The following is a 16,559-nucleotide window of genomic DNA, read 5'->3' on the forward strand; positions in this document are numbered from 1 at the left end:
ACGGGTCATTTATGTCAAGATGTAAGTATAGGTTCAGGAGGAACATATGGAAGAGAAGCATGAGGAGATACCTGTGAAGCAAGTCAGGAGAAGTATAGTCAATGTCATCATTGACGGCATTTCCGGAATCTTTCTTCCAATCGTTAATATTCTTAGTGCGGCAGGCATTATGAAGGGTTTACTCGCCGGCGCGGTTGCACTGGAGATCATCAGCAAGACAGAAGGCACGTATACGGTGCTGAATGCGATGGCGGACAGTCTGTTCTACTATCTTCCGCTGCTGCTTGCGTTTACAGCCGCCCGCAAATTCGGGGCTAACCCCTTTACTGCTGTTGTGATTGCCGGGGTGCTGTTGTACCCGAGCCTGACCACGCTGTTTGACAACCAGGAAATCATACAATTTCTCGGGATGAGTATTACTCCCGTTAACTATCCTGCGAGCGCCATTCCGATCATCCTTGCGGTAGGCCTCTTAGTGTATGTAGAACGATTCTGCGTTAAAATATTGCCTGAGGTGATCCGGGAGTTTTTTACCCCGCTGATCTCGATTGTGACGGTGTCCGCCGTGACACTGCTGGTGTTCGGTCCAATTGGCTCACTTGCCGGAGACGTGCTTGCTGAAGGATACCGCTCTGTATACAAACTCAGTTCGGTAGGGGCGGGAATGGTGCTTGGCGCGATTATTCAACCGATGGTTATCTTCGGATTGCACTGGAGTCTGGTACCGCTGGCAATCAACAATATCAGCGTACATGGCTCGGATACCATCCTCGCGCTGATGGGACCGGCCTCCTTCGCACAGGCAGGAGCGGCACTCGCCGTGTTCATCAAAGCCAAAGACAAGAAGTTCAAAACCTTATGCTTGTCCGCGTCCATTTCGGCTTTGTTCGGAGTGACCGAGCCCGCGATGTTCGGTGTGAATCTGCCCTTGCGCAAGCCGATGGTCATTGTCTGCTGCGCAGGAGCGATCGGAGGCGGAATGGTCGGGATGTTCGGATCGTCGGCGATTTCTTTCGCTTTTCCGGGCTTGGCGACTTTACCTGCTTATCTGGGAGACGGGTTCGGCGGCTTCCTGATCGCCTGTGCGACCGGTTTTCTAATCGCGCTGATTGCTACGCTGTTCGTGAAGCTGGGACCGGTGCCGGCGGTGGAGCCTAGCTCCAAGTAGACTGCAGAAGGCGGCAAGCTATTTAATCCGCTATGGGTTTCGTGTAATGAATGCTATACTACTAGAGGTTATTAAGTGAACAGATAAAGGGTGACAAGATGGAGAAAATCAGCTTTCATTACGGGAAACATATTCAAAAGGTTGCGCGGGCACTATATTTCCATTCGTGGAAATCTATACTCTCCATTGGGGTTCAAGCGGTGTTTGTAGCCGTTTGTATGATTCTATATGTTAAGAACGAATCCATTATACTCCTCGGGATATCGATAACGCTTGTGCTTACGATCGCTATGTCGATGGTTATGCGTACCTTGCTGCTGCCAAAGATACTGTCGGCAGATACAAGGTACAACAAGGAATTCGAATATCTGTTCGATGCAGAAGGGATCAACTTTAGTCCGGAAGTAGACCAGTCCATCATGAAATGGGGCTCCTTCACCCGGGTGTGGGAGAATAAAGGCTATTACTTACTGTTCCACGGTCAACAGGAATACTGGTTCATTGCTAAGCAATCGTTCCAGGATGCAGCGCAAGAGAATAAATTCAGAGCTTATGTATCGGATCACCGCAAGATTGTCACTGGGGTTATCCTGTAAAATGATATGTCATACGATGGACGTGCTATCCTGCACGTCCTTTTTTTCGTGGCTGATCCCCGTGTTTCCTTGCTGGCTTCTATGCCCGCCAAAAAGTTGTACAGTCAGCCTTATCCGCAATGTTGTACTCGATCATTTGTCTGAGTATGGTGTAATCAACCGGGCTCGTCCATTTCATCCGCACCAGCAGCTTGGTATGATCTAGGCCAGCCTGCTTAATGGCATCGGCAAAATGATCCATTCCCGCCTTCTCGGGAGCAACAGCCAGATGCGCTTTGGATACACTGAAGCCGATAATATAAGTTCCGTGATCGGTGAACATCGGCTGGTTCCAGGCAATTTTCGGCGTTAATTGGGGGAATTCCTGTATCACCCAGGTCAGTACCTCTTCCGTCGCAGCGCGGTGTACCGGATTATCAATTTTAGCTAAATACTCTGCAAACTCTTCCATGGCTTTCCCTCCTGATCTGAAATCACTCTCATGCCATATATCTTATAGTTTCATACCCGGTTAGTCAAAAAAAAGAATACGCAAATTAAGGGATTCGCCTATTCCGTCAAAGAATGTTACGACAGATTGCTGCGTTCCATCTTTTTCCTGTATTATAATAAGAATCCAAGTGGTTGTTATTATCGCCAAAGCGGGGGGATATGAATGGAAACGATGATTGGACATAAAGGCAAACGTCCTGCTGAAATTGGGATGACGATAAGCTTTACTTTACTGATATTATCCTGGCTAAACTTAGTAATACTATTTAATAGATCTAACCGATTCGATCTTTTCTTAATTTATTTACTCATCATAGCAGGTGGAATTATTATGGGGATATTAATTTTTCGCTTGGTGACATGTAGCAGAGTGTTCGTCATTGAGATTAAGCCTGAAGCCCTTCAGATCAAGAATATTGAGATACAAGCGGGAAAGGTTAAGAAGATTTTTATCAAAGGATACTTTAAGCCCGTAATAGCGGTTAAGCCCAAAGCAAATTTGCTGGTGCCATACAAATACTGTTTCTGTTTCTCAGCCAAAGAGGATCAAGGGATAGAGGACCTGAAGGAATGGGCAGATCAGCATCAGATTGAAGTGTTGCACAAACGGTTTACGCGATGGCTGTAGTTATTAGACCATTAACACAGCTTCAAGCTGATGATATTGCATACCATTGGCATTATGCGGGTAAATATTCTTTTTATGATATGGATTCGGACGAGGAAGATTTAATCGAATTCCTGGACCCGGCCGGACGTGGGGATCATACATACGCTGTATCGCAAGACGATGAACTTATAGGCTTTTTTACCATACTTCAAATTGAGGGTAATACCTCTGAGATAGGTTTAGGCATGAGACCCGATCTAACCGGGCGAGGCGCAGGGCAAGCTTTCCTGAAGTCGGTGCTGCATTATGTTACTGTGAATTTCAATCCTGAACAGATTACCCTGGCTGTAGCAACCTTTAATACCAGGGCTATCAAAGTGTATTTAAAAGCCGGGTTTACCGCAGCAAATACCTACAATCAGAATACAAACGGAAGCACTTATGAGTTTATGAACATGGTATACAAGTGCTAAAATCATCTGAAAAGTTAAACCTTTAAACCACAAAGGAGGCACCGCAATGAAAGTCACCGGATTTAGTCATATTACAATCAATGTTCGCAACCTGCAGACGTCCCTGGATTTTTATCATGGCATTCTCGGTATGACCTTAAGACACCGAGGCAGAACGGATGCTTATCTGGAGTGGGGAAGTGCCTGGGTCTGCCTGGTCGAACGCATGGATGCCGGAGAACACGCAGACGGATTTGCCGGGATGGATCATGTGGCTTTTTATATCGCAGAGAACGATTTCAATGATGCTGTGGGCATCCTGAAGCAAAGTAATGTAACCATTGTAAGAGGCCCGATACAGCGTGGAGTAGGCTGGTCCGTTAATTTCTTGGATCCGGATGGAATCCAGCTAGAACTGCATACTTCTACCCTCGATGAGCGGATGAAGATCTGGCGCTGAGTATAGAATATATTTATAGAAGCCAAACAAGAATCGAGGACGCTAGATGAATAATCCTTTTACAGAAATTCTGACTTCAGAAGCGGAGCTTAGAGAACTCCTGGGCTATCCCAGTGAGGTGGTGAAGCGTAAATCGATCCATCATCTGGATCATAATTGCCGCAATTTTATCGCTATGTCACCGCTGTTATTCCTGTCCACCGCAGATGAACACGGCTCTTGCGATGTCTCTCCACGCGGGGATGCACCCGGATCGGTAGTGGTGCTGGATGACGGTCATTTGGTGATTCCGGAGCGGCCGGGCAACCGCAGATTTGATTCCTTGCTAAATATCCTCGCTAACCCCAATGTAGGACTGATTTTTATCATCCCGGGGCTTGAAGAGACCCTGCGGATTAACGGGCAAGCTTACGTGATCAGAGATGAGGCTATTCTGGATAGGATGAGGGTCCGGGATAAACGGCCAACCTTGGGAATTGGTGTGAAGGTGGAGGAATGCTATATGCATTGTGCCAAGGCTTTTAAAAGATCGCAGCTCTGGGACAGCGGCTCCTGGCCCGCAGAAGCCTCGCTTCCGTCTGCTCCGGCGATTATCGCGGATCATGTGAATTCTGCCGAGTTTACTGTGGAAGTAGTCCGGCAAGGCATACAGGAGAGCTACGAGAAACGACTCTATTAATGAATGGGGTGACCGGCGCAGATGGATAAGCAGAAGCTGATCCGTATTTTTGATAAACAGGCCACAGACTATGCCCGCAAAAGAGAAGATCCCAAACAGCAGCGCTGGCGCCGGAATCTTATAGGCCAGGCACAAGGAGATGTGCTTGAGCTGGCAGTGGGGGCGGGGGCTAACTTCCCTTACTATCCCAGGGAGGTCAGGATTACTGCAGCGGATTTCAGCAGCGCAATGCTTGAGAAAGCGCAGCAGGCAGCAGGACATTACCACGTGAACGCCAATTTTGTATGTGCAGATATGGAAGAAATGAGCTTCCCCGGGCAATCCTTCGATACTATTGTTTCTACGTTATCCTGTTGCAGCTATCAGAATCCCCTGGAGATGCTGAAGAAGATTAACCGCTGGTGTAAGCCGGACGGAACTATCCTGTTTTTGGAGCATGGAATCAGTTCTAACTTCGTGGTGTCAACGCTGCAACGGGCACTGAATCCGCTGCTGTACCGTGTCTATGGATGCCATCACACCCGGGATATTATTGGACTGGTCCGGGAGTCCGGGATGCAGATTAGTAAGGTAGAGAGCTACTCGCTGAATATGATTCATTTGATTTGGGCCCGGCCGCAGCAGCAACTACGAACTGAACGTTAGGAGAAGTGGAATGGACAGCATTATTTTTGATCTGGATGGCACGTTATGGGATTCTTCGGATGTAGTAGTGGTGGGATGGAATAGTGTGCTCAGCAATTACCAAGGCGTTGTGAACGGAGTAACCAAGGAAGATTTACAGGGAATCATGGGTCTGCAGGTAGATGAGGCTGGCCGGAAGCTGTTCCCGAATATCGATGAGGACACCCAGCAGAGAATTCTCAGAGAATGCTGTGAAGTAGAGTGTCTTAGTCTGGCGAAGCAAGGCGGAAGGCTGTATGAAGGGCTGGAAGAAGTGCTCAAGGCGTTGTCGGCAAAATATAAGCTGTTCATCGTGAGCAACTGCCAGGCGGGGTATATTGAGGCTTTTTATGAATACCATCAGCTGCAGAAGTATTTCATAGACTACGAGAATCCGGGCAGAACGGGACTATCCAAGGGCGAGAACATCAAGCTGGTGATGGACCGGAATAACTTAAGCAGTCCTGTTTATGTGGGGGATACGGAGGGTGATATGAAGGCGGCGTGTTTTGCCGGGATTCCTTTTGTGTACGCGAGTTACGGATTTGGCGAAGTGAGCAGCTATGATCATGTGATTGATCGTCTGGATGGGTTATTGGGGTTGTTTGATAAATAGTATAGGCTGGGCGAAAACACATCGGCAGTAGGATACATTTTAGTAAGCACTATAGACAAATAAAGGCTATAGACAAAATTGTTGTACGTTTTGCAACTTTGATGCGTAGATACCCGGGTACTAGGGAAGATTGTTGTACGAAATACAACAATAATTCTGCTAGGCCGCTTGGAGAAGGAGAAATCCTGCCTTTTGTACAACAATTTTGGATTTGGGCCGATTAATTTAGGGAAATGTTGTATTATGTGCAGGATTTAAATAGGTTACCTTACGTTCAGCCTACATAAATTCATGGAGCGGGGAACAAGCTATGGATGAGGTGGTCCATATGCCATTATTAAGCAAAGGTCCGGCAATAATCTTATCCCTGTTACTCGCGTTTACTACATCCCCCATAACTATTTATGCTCAAAATTTACCAAAGTCTGGGGTCGGTAATCCCGAAGAGACCGCTAAACAACTGGAACAGCTGAAATTTCGCCTGAAGCACCTGGAGCCGCGCGAACCCGTTACCATTATGAACTCGCCAGAGGAAGCGGAGGCTGCGGCTCACCAGCCTACAGATACAATGTCCATTTCCAGAGTAATACATGAAGGCACGAGGATTCCTTTCTTTATTATAAAGAATGACCCTCTCTATCAGAGGCCTGTGTACGAAAAACACTGGCATAGCACCTATAGTGGAGGAAGATGGAGTTACATGCCTACGCGGATACAATACGCACTCCACCGGTTATTTACAACCTACGACATTGGTCTATCCAGCCAATACGATTTCCAGCAAAATGTAGGCATTCAATTCCCGCTGTTCCAGAACAAAACGGATCTGGATCTGTATATCATTGCTTTTCAAACGGAGATTACAGCTGTGTATACCAAAGGCAATCAGGTAGTTGTCACAGGTACCCCCAAACATGGTGGCGTTCAAGTCGCAACTATCAAAACAGGTGATCTGCGTCCCTTTGATCTCAAAAAGGTATTGCTCATTCAATTAGCCACTCCGCAGGGTGATGAACTGGATTATTCATACATCGGCTACGCGCAGCCGGATTTCTGGTCACAGCAATTAGAGAAGGTCAAAAAACTTGAACGGTGAGCTTTGATCCTTATTGTTGAAGTTATAAACCAAGACACTAACAACTTGTTGGTGTCTTTTTGCTCATAAATTGGAAGAAGCAGTGATCGTGCTACCAGAGTATTCCGCCTTTTATGGATGACGACGAACGGAATCATCTGTTGTCAGGCTTCAGTCCGTATATTTCTATTCTTTGGCTTTTATATCACAAGGTCCACTTAAGCAAACCGGCGGAGGATGAAATAAATCGCCTCTGCACTGTGGTATGGGAAGAATAATGGAGACTGACAGCGTCTAGTGACTGAGTGCACCTACTGCAAGCGCCGGGAAGCGGGAGTATCCGCGGGTTCCGGCGCTTGCTATTTTAACAGAGAGTATAACTGAAATACAGGTATAGCGAGAGTACACAGCGGATCAGTGCATGCTTCAGAGTGATATTTCCTTGAAGCACTCTTTATAGGTGAATCTATGCTGTTCCATAAGAGTTACAATCTGGCTATAACAATAATCTGAGCTGCTAAGGAATTTTATAATTAAATATTATAATAAAAGGAAAACATTGAAAATTGTCGAATAATTATATTTATAAAAAGGGGGATAAGCATGTTATTTGTTAGAAAAAAACGAAATCAGGCAGCCCACAGCCAGCATGTGCGCTTGATTCAGTGTGCCGTTCTTTTCGTCCTGCTCGCCGGGATTGTAAGTACAGGCGTACTAAATGTAAGCAGTATAACTGTTGCAGCGGATGCTGCCAATGAGGGAGCTGAGTATACCTCAGACCAGCTGGAAGGTCTAAACTTCCTCAACGAGGTGCGCGCCCGCGCCGGTGTTCCACCCGTTCAATTGAATGCAGCCATTACCAAGGCAGCAATCGCGCATGCTGAATTCTATAATGCCAATCGGTCAGATCTTCCAGGGCTAAGTGCCCATTCTGAAATTTCGGGAAGGCCCGGATATACGGGGAAGTCGGCCTTTGAACGGATGATGGCGGCTGGCTGGGTATCGGGATACAGTGGGTACAGCTATGGGGAAGTAATGCATTTTGGTCAACCCAGCAGTAAATCAGCTATCCAAGGCTGGCTCGATACCGCCTATCACCGTGCCATTATTCTGGACCCCGTTTTTACTGAAATTGGAATTGGACTGGCGCAAGGAACAGCGGTTTTGGATACCGGAGGTCCTGGAATGAGCCAGCAGATCCATGCGGGGATTACCGTGTACCCTTACGATCAGCAGACCAATGTTCCTGTCGGCTTCTATGGGGGTGAAATTCCAGACCCGCTTAGCCAGTTTGCCGTCAAACATACAGGTTATATTATTTCTGCTAATACTGATAAGAACATGACTTCGCATACAGCACTAATAACCGATGAGAAGGGGACAGAGATTCCTTATTATGATGAAGTTAAGGGCAATGTTCTTTATCTCTTTCCCAAGCCCATTTTACAGGGGAATCACAGGTACACTGTATCCCTGAAATATCAGATAGAAGGTTCTGTGGATACCCTGAACAAAGTATGGTCATTCACAACGGGTAAAGGGCATGCCCTAACCCAATTGACACCAGCCTACAATGAAATCGTGCTCAATGAAGGCGGGGAAATCCAGCTTCAGACTGAAGGCGGATATGATGATGAAACAGCAGAGGTGCTGCCGGGCAGTGAGGTTAAGTATTCTGTTGATCAGAAAAATGGCTTAAATGTCTCGTACGCCGGAGTTATTACGGGGGGCAAACCTGGGGATTACATCCTTACCGTATCTTCAGGGGCAGTATCATCACAAATAAAAGTAAAAGTCTATCCAAAATTAAAAACAAAAGTCTATCCTGCAACGAACCCGGGCAAGCTGACAGACATTACGGGGAACAAGGCGTTGCCGGCTATTGAATGGGCTCTTCAAGCAGGCATTATGGCAGAAGCGGAAAAGGGGCTTTTCAAACCTGAGGCCGCCGTAAGCGAGGCTGAATTCTGGACCATGCTGCTAAGAGCCAATAACATCAATATTGATGCATATAAGCCTGCCAAAACAAAGCATTGGGCTGACGCCGCCTACCTTATCGCCAAGGAACGCAATTTCCCGCTTAATGGCCTATCCAATCTGAACGCAAGAGATAGTCGGATCACCCGGTTGAAAATTGCTGAGATTATTGCTGCGGCAGACGGGCTAAATTACAAAAACAATGATGCTGTGCGGTTCGTGCTTGGTAAGGATTACGTAAGATGTGAAACTGAACTTTCAGTGTTTGGCTATCAGGGGGGGGAATGGATTACCCGTGCTGAGGCTGCACAGATCCTTCAGTATTTGCGGCCCAAGCTTAATGAATTACGGGGACGTCCGGTTAGCACAACGCCTAATTCAAGTTTACCGGCACTTCCTCCCAAACAAGTGTATGTTGATCCGGTGGTACTGGAAGACCGAACATTCTTTGCGGAATTCCATGAAAATCGTACACTCACTCTTAAAGGGAAATTCACACAATTTGGCGGTCAAACGCTCAAAGTACGTGTACAGACACAGAAAGAGCCCCGAAAGATGTTAAATGAGGTAAGTGTAACCTTAGATCCTGAAGGGATGTTCCAAGTCGATTGCGGACCCTACGAACAAGAGGGCCTGAATCTGTATTTTACAACACCCAAAGGCAATTTTTATTTGAATATTCAATATAATACGATGAATAGGACTAAGTATCCCAGTTCATACAATGAATGAAATTCAATGAATTAGCCATCCAATACCCGTGACGATCCGTTACGGGTATTTAACTTTAAAAAATATTGAGCAGGCAGCCATTTCACTCCCCTCATTAATCACGCCAGCTACCCCGCATCAACCTCATACACACCTGCGGCTCCTCCTCAACGAATCTGCAGGGTTCACACACCTCAAATCCAAACTTGCGTACGCTTGCCATGGATGCAGCATTGTGTGGATGGGTCAGGATATAAATGCAATCCACGTTAAGATGCTCGAAGCAGAGCTTGATGAGTACAGGCAAGGCTTCGGACATATACCCCTGCCTCCAATACTCTTTCCAGATATCATAGCCGATCTCGACTTGCTTCAGCTCACGTTCCCAGTAATGATAGCCGCAGGTCCCGATAAATGCATCCGTTTCAATATCAAACATGCCGTAACGGAGATAGCCTTTTCCCTCTGGACTGGCGTAATGTTCAATGATTTCTATGGCTTCTTCATAGCTGCAGGGCGGTTCGCTGAAATGTTTGCACATCTCCGGGTCTGAGAATTGTCTATACACTACATCAACATCCTCTACATTCAGCAAGCGGAAGTGCAGCCGCTCCGTCTTAAACGCTTCTGATAATTTCATAATTGCTCTCCTGTTCATAAAAAACCATTAATATACAATTATTATGGTTTTTTGCCTCTATATTGTCTATGATAATTCACAAGACGCTACTTAATGGAAGTGAGGAAAGCGATCATGCTCTTATCCAGCTCAGCAGTAATTTTTTCCGCGTTGGTTTCTATCGTGATTCTTTTTCAGGCAGCGTTGGCGTTTGGTATGCCGTGGGGAGAATTCGCGATGGGCGGAAAGTTTCCCGGGAAGCTTCCAGCGCCAATGCGTGCGGCTTGCCTGGTTCAGATTGCAGTCTTGGCTTTCCTGGCGCTGATTGTGCTGAGCAAGTCGGAGATTATACTTCCGGGTTGGCTTGAATTTGCAGCTGTGGGCATTTGGTTTGTGGTTGGCTTTTCAGTTCTTTCCTCCATCTTGAATATCATGACACGGAGTGTCCGGGAGAGGAGAATTTGGGCGCCGGTCAGTGTGATGATGCTTATTACTAGTTTTATAGTCGCTATTGCAGTCTAACTAAGTCACCGGAGGCCTACTCAAATGGAAAATGCTATAAAGGACATTTTTGATCAAAAAGATATTATGCGTATTGCCGCAAGCCGTTATGGAATCAACCCTGAGGAGTTAACTTACATAGGCGGGTTTCAGAACTTCGTGTACGAATACCAGCGGAGCGGTGGGGTGTATATTCTAAGAATTACGCCAGGGATGCACCGGACTGCTGAGCAGGTTAGAGCCGAGCTGGACTGGATTATGTATCTGACCGAGAACGGAATTTCAGCATCGGGTCCGGTTCTTTCTGCGGATGGCAACTGGACTGAAGTTATAGTAACGCCGGAGATGTGTTTTATTGCCGCCAGCTTTGACAAAGCCCATGGCAACAGGATCGGCTATCCCGAATGCCTGAACGATAACGCAACCTATGAGAAGCTGGGCCGGATTACAGGGAAGATGCATGCGCTTGCCAAGCGGTATGACCATCCGGATGCCACTGTGCGGCGGCATGAATGGAATCTCAATTATTATCTGCAAAATATAGATATCCTGCCCCCCTCGCACCATCGCGTAAGAGAAACTTATTACGGAATCATCGATACTCTCCAAGAATTTCCCAAGAACAGAGAGGCTTACGGACTTATCCATGGGGATATGGGTTTCGGGAATTTCCATGTGAGTGATCAAGGCAAGATCACATTATTCGATTTCGATGAGGCGCAGTACAGTTGGTTTGTAGAGGATATCGCCATTCAGCTGTATTATCTGGTCTATGTATACGGTGGGGAAGAGGGCCGGGACGACCGTGAGGAACAGGCACTTCGGTTTATGGATCATTTCATGAAGGGGTACAGCCGGGAGAACACCCTGGAGCAGTATTGGCTGAAGCAAATCCCTGTATTCCTGAAGCTCAGAGAGCTGATTGTTTACATCGGGGCATACAGGAATTTCGACGGTGACGAATCCTTCAGTTCATCAGATAATGATTGGTTCAAGGATTGGGTCAGAGAGAGCAGAGAGCGGCTTGAGCATAACGAACCTATTGTTAATGTGTGGTAAAATGATAGTTATATCTCAGGATCTCTGAAAGGTGTGTGCTTATGAGACAGACCAGGTTTACGAAAAGTGTAGCAGCCGCGCTCGGCTCAGCAATGCTATTGACGGGTGCCGGGATTACCGTCCTTGGTGCCTTCCCTCAATATACAGAGGCAGCGGCGGTGAAGCCTACGGAAGCCTTCAGCTTATTTGAGCAAAGAGTGAAGAAGCCTTCCACGCTCAGTCTGGCCCAGGCGACCTTAGTTAACCGTATTAGTCAAATGACGCAGGCAGAGGCCAATCTGGCCGTTTTGCATCTGGAAAATGCTTTGAAAGCTTATCTGCCCACAGCCACCAAACGCATGAATACACCTGCCATTCAAAAGGATATCAAAAGCATATACACCTCCGGCATGACCATGGTGCTGGCGCGCTCCAAGGTGAAGCAGTACGATTCCCGCGTGGTACTGCAGGACTTGACGGCCATGGACTATAAGCTGGGGACGGACGGCGGCCAGTTTGTACCGGTTATCCATTACAAGAGCTTCAAAGTATTCAAGCCGTACATCAGCCAAGATCTGCAGGCTTACATTGATCTGATGGCAGCAGAGTCGGAGCAGCCGTCTGTGATCAACGGAACTTTACAGATTGACTGGTACCAAGTTGTGGAACGGGCGGTGCAATATGAGGCTTTTGTACAGACATACAAGACCTCTAACCGAACTGCGGCGGTGAAAAAAGCTTTTGAAGTGTCCAGAAGGTATGTATTCTACGGAACCCCGAACACACCGTTGTTCGACCAGAAGACACAGGTCATCAAGGAAGAAGCAGTTATTGCTTATGAGAATACCCTTTCCGAAGCCGGTCCTGAGCAGACCGATGACAGCAGGCTGCTGACACAGCTTGGTGATTTCCTGTTGCTGCTTGAGAAGAACGGCGATAAGAGAACACAGGCTGTGAATGATTTTCTGATAGCTATGTAAGTTGAGCGGTAAAATAATCATGATCTATGTATAGATTTGTAGAGAGACCGGGCTGTTACCGTCACAGCTCGGTTTTTGTGTGTGCAATATTTGGCTGATAAGACCCATAATGCATAGTATCCTATAGGCCGGAAGCGTCATTAATCACAGAAAAGGAAAACGATTACAATTATAATGTAAGCGTTATCTTAATGCTGTGTACATTATTACGCAAAGGGAGGAAGAAGACTTGAGTTTACACAAGGTTTCCTTTAACATGCTTGTAATTATGGGTTTTAGCATTCAGTACGCATTAATGCATCTTTTTTCTGCAGGCGAGGTCATTGCGATATCATCGGCTGAGCTTATTATTTATATGGTGTTCACTTTTGCCGGGCTGGGCCGGTTCTTTCAACGCAGAAGACAGGTGCTGAATGAGCATGGCTGCGGGTCAGCTGGACTCTTTTTCAGCGTGTTATGGACGGTTTCGCTCTGCTCACAGTTCCGGAAAGAGAACTACCCGGACGCACTGACGATCATTAATTCACTGGGCGTGTCTGCTGCCGGGCTGATCCTGATTACCGAAATTGTTATTTTATTTAAGGCTTAAGATACATAAAGTTATTTGTACTGGAGGCAGAGAGGTCTGCCGGATGAAGGAGCTTTTGTCATTTCAGATGACAGAGGCTTTTTTTGATTTATTCTTTCCCGGTGCTTTTGTCCTGGTTTACTGAATTAACAAACCGTTTGCCCCATTCACAAAGCGGATCAAGGACCATCCCGAGAGACCGTCCGCTGTCCGTCAGCTCATATACCACTTTAGGAGGCACTTCCGAGAACACGGTCCGGAGAATAAGCCCGTCTGCTTCAAGCTCTTTGAGCTGCTGGGTGAGCATTTTTTGGGTGACCGGCGACAGCGTGCGCAGCATCTCTCCATTACGCATGGTTCCTTGCTCGGCCAGCAGGCAGAGAATGGCTGTCTTCCACTTGCCGCCGATCCGCTCCAGTGTGGCTTCGGTCGGATTGTGGTACTTTGTATTGCCGGGTATAGCGTTAGCATTCCCCTCGTTAGGCTCATATGTCATGATTATCGATCTCCTTCAACGTACCCAAATGGTAACTATATTACGAAAAAGTGCGTACTTTTTTGTTTTGATTATAACGGTTATATTCAATCGTGTCAGTACAACGCTAAATGTGGAGGTAACAATATATGGCTATGTTAAAAAAAGCATCATGGGGAGCGGGAATCGTTGGAGCAGGCGGATGGGGTGGACTGGCTCACATTCCCGCACTCGCAGCGCTTGAGAATTATGAGGTGAGAGCAGTAACCGGCACACGGGTAGAGAGCGCACAGGCGGCGGCTGAGCTCCACGGCATCGGCTCTTATTATACAAGTACCTCAGAGATGGCAGGGCAGAGCGGAATTGACATAGTAGTGGTAACTGTAAAAGTACCCGAACATGACCGACTGATCCGGGAAGCCTTGGATGCCGGCAAACATGTGTACAGTGAATGGCCACTTGCCAGGAACACTGCGGAGGCGGAAGCGCTGCTTGAACTCGCGGAAGAACGGGGAGCGAAGCATGTGACGGGCCTACAGGCCCGGGCCAATCCAACTGTCCGCTACACCAGGGACTTGATCACAGAAGGTGCTGTTGGCCGAATATTGGCTGTGAATACAATAGTTACCCTGCCTGTATTTCCTACCTCGAACGGAACAGTGGACCAGGCACATGTCTATCTGCTGGATGAAGCTAACGGGGCAGATCAACTGACAATCGGGGCAGCGCATGTACTTGATGCGATTGAATATATGGTAGCGCCGTTTGTAGAGGTGTCCGGTAGGCTGGATACGCAATACCCTGAAGTTCACGTACTGGAGACTGGTGCATCAGTGACCGCAAATGCACCGGATCACGTGCTCGTTAACGGGAAACTGGCACAGAATGCACTAGTTTCGGCCCAGTTTGTTAATGGCGGTGCCCCTGGATTTACGATGAGGATCATCGGAACCGGTGGTGAACTGGTCATCACTCCGCAGGATCAGCTAATGTTTCAGATGGACCGGCTGAAGCTTCAGCTCGTCCGAACTTCCGGAGAGACAGAGATACTGGAAACTCCAGAAGTGTATACTTCACTGGTACGGCATCTGCCTGCCGGTCCAGGATACAATGTGGCTCATCTCTATGCCCGACTGGCGCAGCGGCTTGACGGGGAAGAGGTGGAATTGCCCGATTTCAACCAGGCGGTCCGCGTGCATCGTCTGATGGATGCGATCCGTAAGGCAAGCGCTTCGGGTGTCCGTCAAGAAGTGAGATAACTAATACTTACTGCCCGTCCCGCTTTCCTGACTTTTCTCAGTCTACCATTTAATTTTTGTATTCTATCTGCTGTATGCTATGATTTGAGATATGGTATTTTCTGAGAAAGGAAGGTGCGGGCTCTTTATGATTACTTTCAAAAAAATTCTGCAGATCATTGGTCTTAGTGTTCTTGTCACGGGTGTTGTTCATCCCCCCGCTATGGAAGCGGCAGCTACTAGTACAGCACAGACCGCGAAATTACCGGCTATCCGTATCTATTTGAACAACTCGCAGATCACCTCCTCAGCAGGAGGAGCCACCCTAATGAATGGAACGGTAATGCTCTCGCTGGACATGCTCTATGTCAGGGGGGCAACGGTCAGTTATGATGAACATTCCAAAATGATCAACATCGGGAATCTGTTCACGAAGGGCAGTATGAAGATCGGGAGCCGCATTGCAACGGTAAACGGGAAGCAAATCACTTATTCCGCAGCCTTCCAGCAGGTGAATAAGCAGCTCTACATCCCACTGCGGTTCGTGAATGATGCTATTGGGGGCTCACTGCAATGGAATGCGGACAGCCGGGAGGCGCTCATCAGCTATCCTGAATTTGTCGGTGACGGCCAGACCAGCAAAGACGCGTATTTCTTAAACGGGGTGGACGGCACTTTATATAAGCGGGATGCAGCCGGAGTGGTTCACTCTATGGGCGCCTCTACAGCCAAGCTTGAACCTTATTATATTGCGGGAACACAGCTGACATCGGTGAAGATTTCAGAAGATGCGGATTTGGTGACCATTCAGAATTCCAGCGGTGAACCTTCGATCAACCTGACGGTATTCAACCTTTTTGTCAAAAAAGGGGCCATCCTGCGCCAATCGACTGCCCATTACTGGCAGTTCTCTCCTGAGGACTTGAAGACGTATGCCGGGAACGCCGTTATGAACGACGGCCACACGGTCCGGTTGATTGCGCCGGATGCTTCCGTCCTGCAAGCCTGGAACGTTTCGAAGCTGGCAGGTACCCCGGAGCAAACCTACGCTATTGAAGCCATAGGAGAGGGTTATCTAATTGCCCGATCCTCGCAAGAAGGTCTGCTGACGCTGATTGACACCGGAGCCAAGCAGGCAATCCTCCTCTACAAAGAGTTCGGAATTAACCCTACGGATATGCCGGGATTCAAATATGATGGGATCAAGTTCGCAGGCAGCGGCGCTGATAAGTCAGAACTGCAGTTTGAATTCACGGACAGCAAGAAAGACAGCAAGACTTATACGTACCGGTTGGGTGAATTATAATTGGGTTGGTCCATGGTTTGTTGAATGTACAAAAGTAAGAAACTTCTCCTTTGATTTGAAATGGTTGGGTTGTACTTCCATTTTACACAGGAGCGGTTTCTTTTTTTGTGCTTTTAAAAGATTGAAGATTCGCTTTCCGCTTAAAAAGTCCGTTCGCGGAGCGTCCAGTCAAGTGCACACGTTGATCTTACTTAAGAATTGAAGGTGTCCCAGATGCCAATAGTAGCTTTTGGGGCAGGCTCTTTTTTGCGTGCCCAACCTCCTGCTGATATTAAATTTCAATTAAAAAAAATAATGTTGAAATAATATTTCAGTGATGTTATTCTTCACTTAGA

At 47.3% G+C, this 16,559-nt stretch carries 19 protein-coding genes; 16 read left to right on the forward strand and 3 right to left on the reverse strand.

Annotation, left to right across the window (positions count from 1 at the left end; all coding sequences use genetic code 11):
* Positions 1-46 precede the first annotated feature (46 nt).
* The gene (locus MHI42_RS34510; protein ID WP_342422109.1) at positions 47-1,168 is read left to right on the forward strand and encodes a PTS transporter subunit EIIC; all 1,122 of its coding nucleotides are present in this window, start codon (positions 47-49) and stop codon (positions 1,166-1,168) included.
* 98 nt (positions 1,169-1,266) lie between these two features.
* Positions 1,267-1,764, forward strand: coding sequence for a YcxB family protein (locus MHI42_RS34515; RefSeq protein WP_342422110.1), 498 nt, complete (start codon positions 1,267-1,269; stop codon positions 1,762-1,764).
* A gap of 79 nt (positions 1,765-1,843) precedes the next feature.
* Here MHI42_RS34515 and MHI42_RS34520 read toward each other — a convergent pair whose 3' ends face one another.
* Entirely contained in the window at positions 1,844-2,215 is a 372-nt protein-coding gene (locus MHI42_RS34520) for an iron chaperone (RefSeq protein WP_342422111.1), read from the reverse strand.
* A gap of 204 nt (positions 2,216-2,419) precedes the next feature.
* On the opposite strand from MHI42_RS34520, the gene MHI42_RS34525 reads away from it, so the two are divergent.
* The 8 genes from MHI42_RS34525 (at position 2,420) to MHI42_RS34560 (ending at position 9,520) form a co-directional block, all read left to right on the forward strand.
* Entirely contained in the window at positions 2,420-2,884 is a 465-nt protein-coding gene (locus tag MHI42_RS34525) for a hypothetical protein (protein WP_342422112.1), read from the forward strand.
* Positions 2,875-3,339: a GNAT family N-acetyltransferase gene (locus MHI42_RS34530; protein WP_342422113.1), complete on the forward strand. Its 465-nt coding sequence runs from the start codon at positions 2,875-2,877 to the stop codon at positions 3,337-3,339. Before MHI42_RS34525 ends, MHI42_RS34530 begins: the two co-directional genes overlap by 10 nt.
* Before the next feature lie 46 nt (positions 3,340-3,385).
* On the forward strand, positions 3,386-3,778 hold the full coding sequence (locus MHI42_RS34535; protein WP_342422114.1) for a VOC family protein: 393 nt from the start codon (positions 3,386-3,388) through the stop codon (positions 3,776-3,778).
* A 46-nt stretch (positions 3,779-3,824) separates the two neighbouring features.
* Positions 3,825-4,457, forward strand: a complete 633-nt coding sequence (locus MHI42_RS34540) for a pyridoxamine 5'-phosphate oxidase family protein (RefSeq protein WP_171716167.1) — start codon at positions 3,825-3,827, stop codon at positions 4,455-4,457.
* A gap of 21 nt (positions 4,458-4,478) precedes the next feature.
* A complete protein-coding gene (locus MHI42_RS34545) occupies positions 4,479-5,102 on the forward strand; it encodes a class I SAM-dependent methyltransferase (RefSeq protein ID WP_342422115.1) in 624 nt (207 codons plus the stop codon).
* A 10-nt stretch (positions 5,103-5,112) separates the two neighbouring features.
* A complete protein-coding gene (locus MHI42_RS34550) occupies positions 5,113-5,736 on the forward strand; it encodes an HAD family hydrolase (protein WP_342422116.1) in 624 nt (207 codons plus the stop codon).
* A gap of 310 nt (positions 5,737-6,046) precedes the next feature.
* A complete protein-coding gene (locus MHI42_RS34555; RefSeq protein ID WP_342422117.1) occupies positions 6,047-6,832 on the forward strand; it encodes a hypothetical protein in 786 nt (261 codons plus the stop codon).
* 582 nt (positions 6,833-7,414) lie between these two features.
* The gene (locus MHI42_RS34560; RefSeq protein WP_342422118.1) at positions 7,415-9,520 is read left to right on the forward strand and encodes a CAP domain-containing protein; all 2,106 of its coding nucleotides are present in this window, start codon (positions 7,415-7,417) and stop codon (positions 9,518-9,520) included.
* Positions 9,521-9,614: 94 nt separating this feature from the next.
* On the opposite strand, the gene MHI42_RS34565 is transcribed toward MHI42_RS34560, so the two are convergent.
* Complete coding sequence (locus tag MHI42_RS34565) at positions 9,615-10,139, reverse strand: GNAT family N-acetyltransferase (RefSeq protein ID WP_342422119.1); 525 nt, start codon at positions 10,137-10,139, stop codon at positions 9,615-9,617.
* A gap of 93 nt (positions 10,140-10,232) precedes the next feature.
* Here MHI42_RS34565 and MHI42_RS34570 point away from each other — a divergent pair, with 93 nt between their 5' ends.
* From MHI42_RS34570 to MHI42_RS34585, 4 genes are all read left to right on the forward strand, one after another.
* Entirely contained in the window at positions 10,233-10,640 is a 408-nt protein-coding gene (locus tag MHI42_RS34570) for a hypothetical protein (protein ID WP_342422120.1), read from the forward strand.
* Positions 10,641-10,664: 24 nt separating this feature from the next.
* Positions 10,665-11,678, forward strand: coding sequence for a phosphotransferase (locus MHI42_RS34575; RefSeq protein ID WP_342422121.1), 1,014 nt, complete (start codon positions 10,665-10,667; stop codon positions 11,676-11,678).
* 41 nt (positions 11,679-11,719) lie between these two features.
* Positions 11,720-12,637, forward strand: coding sequence for a hypothetical protein (locus tag MHI42_RS34580; RefSeq protein WP_342422122.1), 918 nt, complete (start codon positions 11,720-11,722; stop codon positions 12,635-12,637).
* A 295-nt stretch (positions 12,638-12,932) separates the two neighbouring features.
* Positions 12,933-13,226 carry a hypothetical protein gene (locus MHI42_RS34585; protein ID WP_156118661.1) on the forward strand — a complete coding sequence of 98 codons (294 nt, stop codon included), beginning with the start codon at positions 12,933-12,935 and terminating at the stop codon, positions 13,224-13,226.
* Between the two features lie 88 nt (positions 13,227-13,314).
* Here MHI42_RS34585 and MHI42_RS34590 read toward each other — a convergent pair whose 3' ends face one another.
* Positions 13,315-13,701, reverse strand: coding sequence for a helix-turn-helix domain-containing protein (locus tag MHI42_RS34590; RefSeq protein ID WP_342422123.1), 387 nt, complete (start codon positions 13,699-13,701; stop codon positions 13,315-13,317).
* Positions 13,702-13,829: 128 nt separating this feature from the next.
* Here MHI42_RS34590 and MHI42_RS34595 point away from each other — a divergent pair, with 128 nt between their 5' ends.
* Positions 13,830-14,939 carry a Gfo/Idh/MocA family oxidoreductase gene (locus MHI42_RS34595; RefSeq protein WP_342422124.1) on the forward strand — a complete coding sequence of 370 codons (1,110 nt, stop codon included), beginning with the start codon at positions 13,830-13,832 and terminating at the stop codon, positions 14,937-14,939.
* Positions 14,940-15,066: 127 nt separating this feature from the next.
* On the forward strand, positions 15,067-16,224 hold the full coding sequence (locus MHI42_RS34600) for a copper amine oxidase N-terminal domain-containing protein (protein WP_342422125.1): 1,158 nt from the start codon (positions 15,067-15,069) through the stop codon (positions 16,222-16,224).
* The last annotated feature ends 335 nt before the right edge of the window (positions 16,225-16,559 follow it).

The organism is Paenibacillus sp. FSL E2-0178 (genome assembly GCF_038593005.1).
Taxonomy (GTDB): Bacteria; Bacillota; Bacilli; order Paenibacillales; family Paenibacillaceae; genus Paenibacillus_AQ; species Paenibacillus_AQ phytohabitans.

Excerpts from the sequence above, each read along its gene's own strand:
- MHI42_RS34565 (WP_342422119.1), bottom strand. The coding sequence starts at position 10,139 with ATGAAATTATCAGAAGCGTTTAAGACGGAGCGGCTGCACTTCCGCTTG.
- MHI42_RS34580 (WP_342422122.1), top strand. The coding sequence starts at position 11,720 with ATGAGACAGACCAGGTTTACGAAAAGTGTAGCAGCCGCGCTCGGCTCA.
- MHI42_RS34540 (WP_171716167.1), top strand. The coding sequence starts at position 3,825 with ATGAATAATCCTTTTACAGAAATTCTGACTTCAGAAGCGGAGCTTAGA.
- MHI42_RS34550 (WP_342422116.1), top strand. The coding sequence starts at position 5,113 with ATGGACAGCATTATTTTTGATCTGGATGGCACGTTATGGGATTCTTCG.
- MHI42_RS34525 (WP_342422112.1), top strand. The coding sequence starts at position 2,420 with ATGGAAACGATGATTGGACATAAAGGCAAACGTCCTGCTGAAATTGGG.
- MHI42_RS34520 (WP_342422111.1), bottom strand. The coding sequence starts at position 2,215 with ATGGAAGAGTTTGCAGAGTATTTAGCTAAAATTGATAATCCGGTACAC.
- MHI42_RS34515 (WP_342422110.1), top strand. The coding sequence starts at position 1,267 with ATGGAGAAAATCAGCTTTCATTACGGGAAACATATTCAAAAGGTTGCG.
- MHI42_RS34510 (WP_342422109.1), top strand. The coding sequence starts at position 47 with ATGGAAGAGAAGCATGAGGAGATACCTGTGAAGCAAGTCAGGAGAAGT.
- MHI42_RS34575 (WP_342422121.1), top strand. The coding sequence starts at position 10,665 with ATGGAAAATGCTATAAAGGACATTTTTGATCAAAAAGATATTATGCGT.
- MHI42_RS34530 (WP_342422113.1), top strand. The coding sequence starts at position 2,875 with ATGGCTGTAGTTATTAGACCATTAACACAGCTTCAAGCTGATGATATT.
- MHI42_RS34555 (WP_342422117.1), top strand. The coding sequence starts at position 6,047 with ATGGATGAGGTGGTCCATATGCCATTATTAAGCAAAGGTCCGGCAATA.
- MHI42_RS34560 (WP_342422118.1), top strand. The coding sequence starts at position 7,415 with ATGTTATTTGTTAGAAAAAAACGAAATCAGGCAGCCCACAGCCAGCAT.
- MHI42_RS34600 (WP_342422125.1), top strand. The coding sequence starts at position 15,067 with ATGATTACTTTCAAAAAAATTCTGCAGATCATTGGTCTTAGTGTTCTT.
- MHI42_RS34590 (WP_342422123.1), bottom strand. The coding sequence starts at position 13,701 with ATGACATATGAGCCTAACGAGGGGAATGCTAACGCTATACCCGGCAAT.
- MHI42_RS34545 (WP_342422115.1), top strand. The coding sequence starts at position 4,479 with ATGGATAAGCAGAAGCTGATCCGTATTTTTGATAAACAGGCCACAGAC.
- MHI42_RS34595 (WP_342422124.1), top strand. The coding sequence starts at position 13,830 with ATGGCTATGTTAAAAAAAGCATCATGGGGAGCGGGAATCGTTGGAGCA.
- MHI42_RS34585 (WP_156118661.1), top strand. The coding sequence starts at position 12,933 with ATGCATCTTTTTTCTGCAGGCGAGGTCATTGCGATATCATCGGCTGAG.
- MHI42_RS34535 (WP_342422114.1), top strand. The coding sequence starts at position 3,386 with ATGAAAGTCACCGGATTTAGTCATATTACAATCAATGTTCGCAACCTG.
- MHI42_RS34570 (WP_342422120.1), top strand. The coding sequence starts at position 10,233 with ATGGAAGTGAGGAAAGCGATCATGCTCTTATCCAGCTCAGCAGTAATT.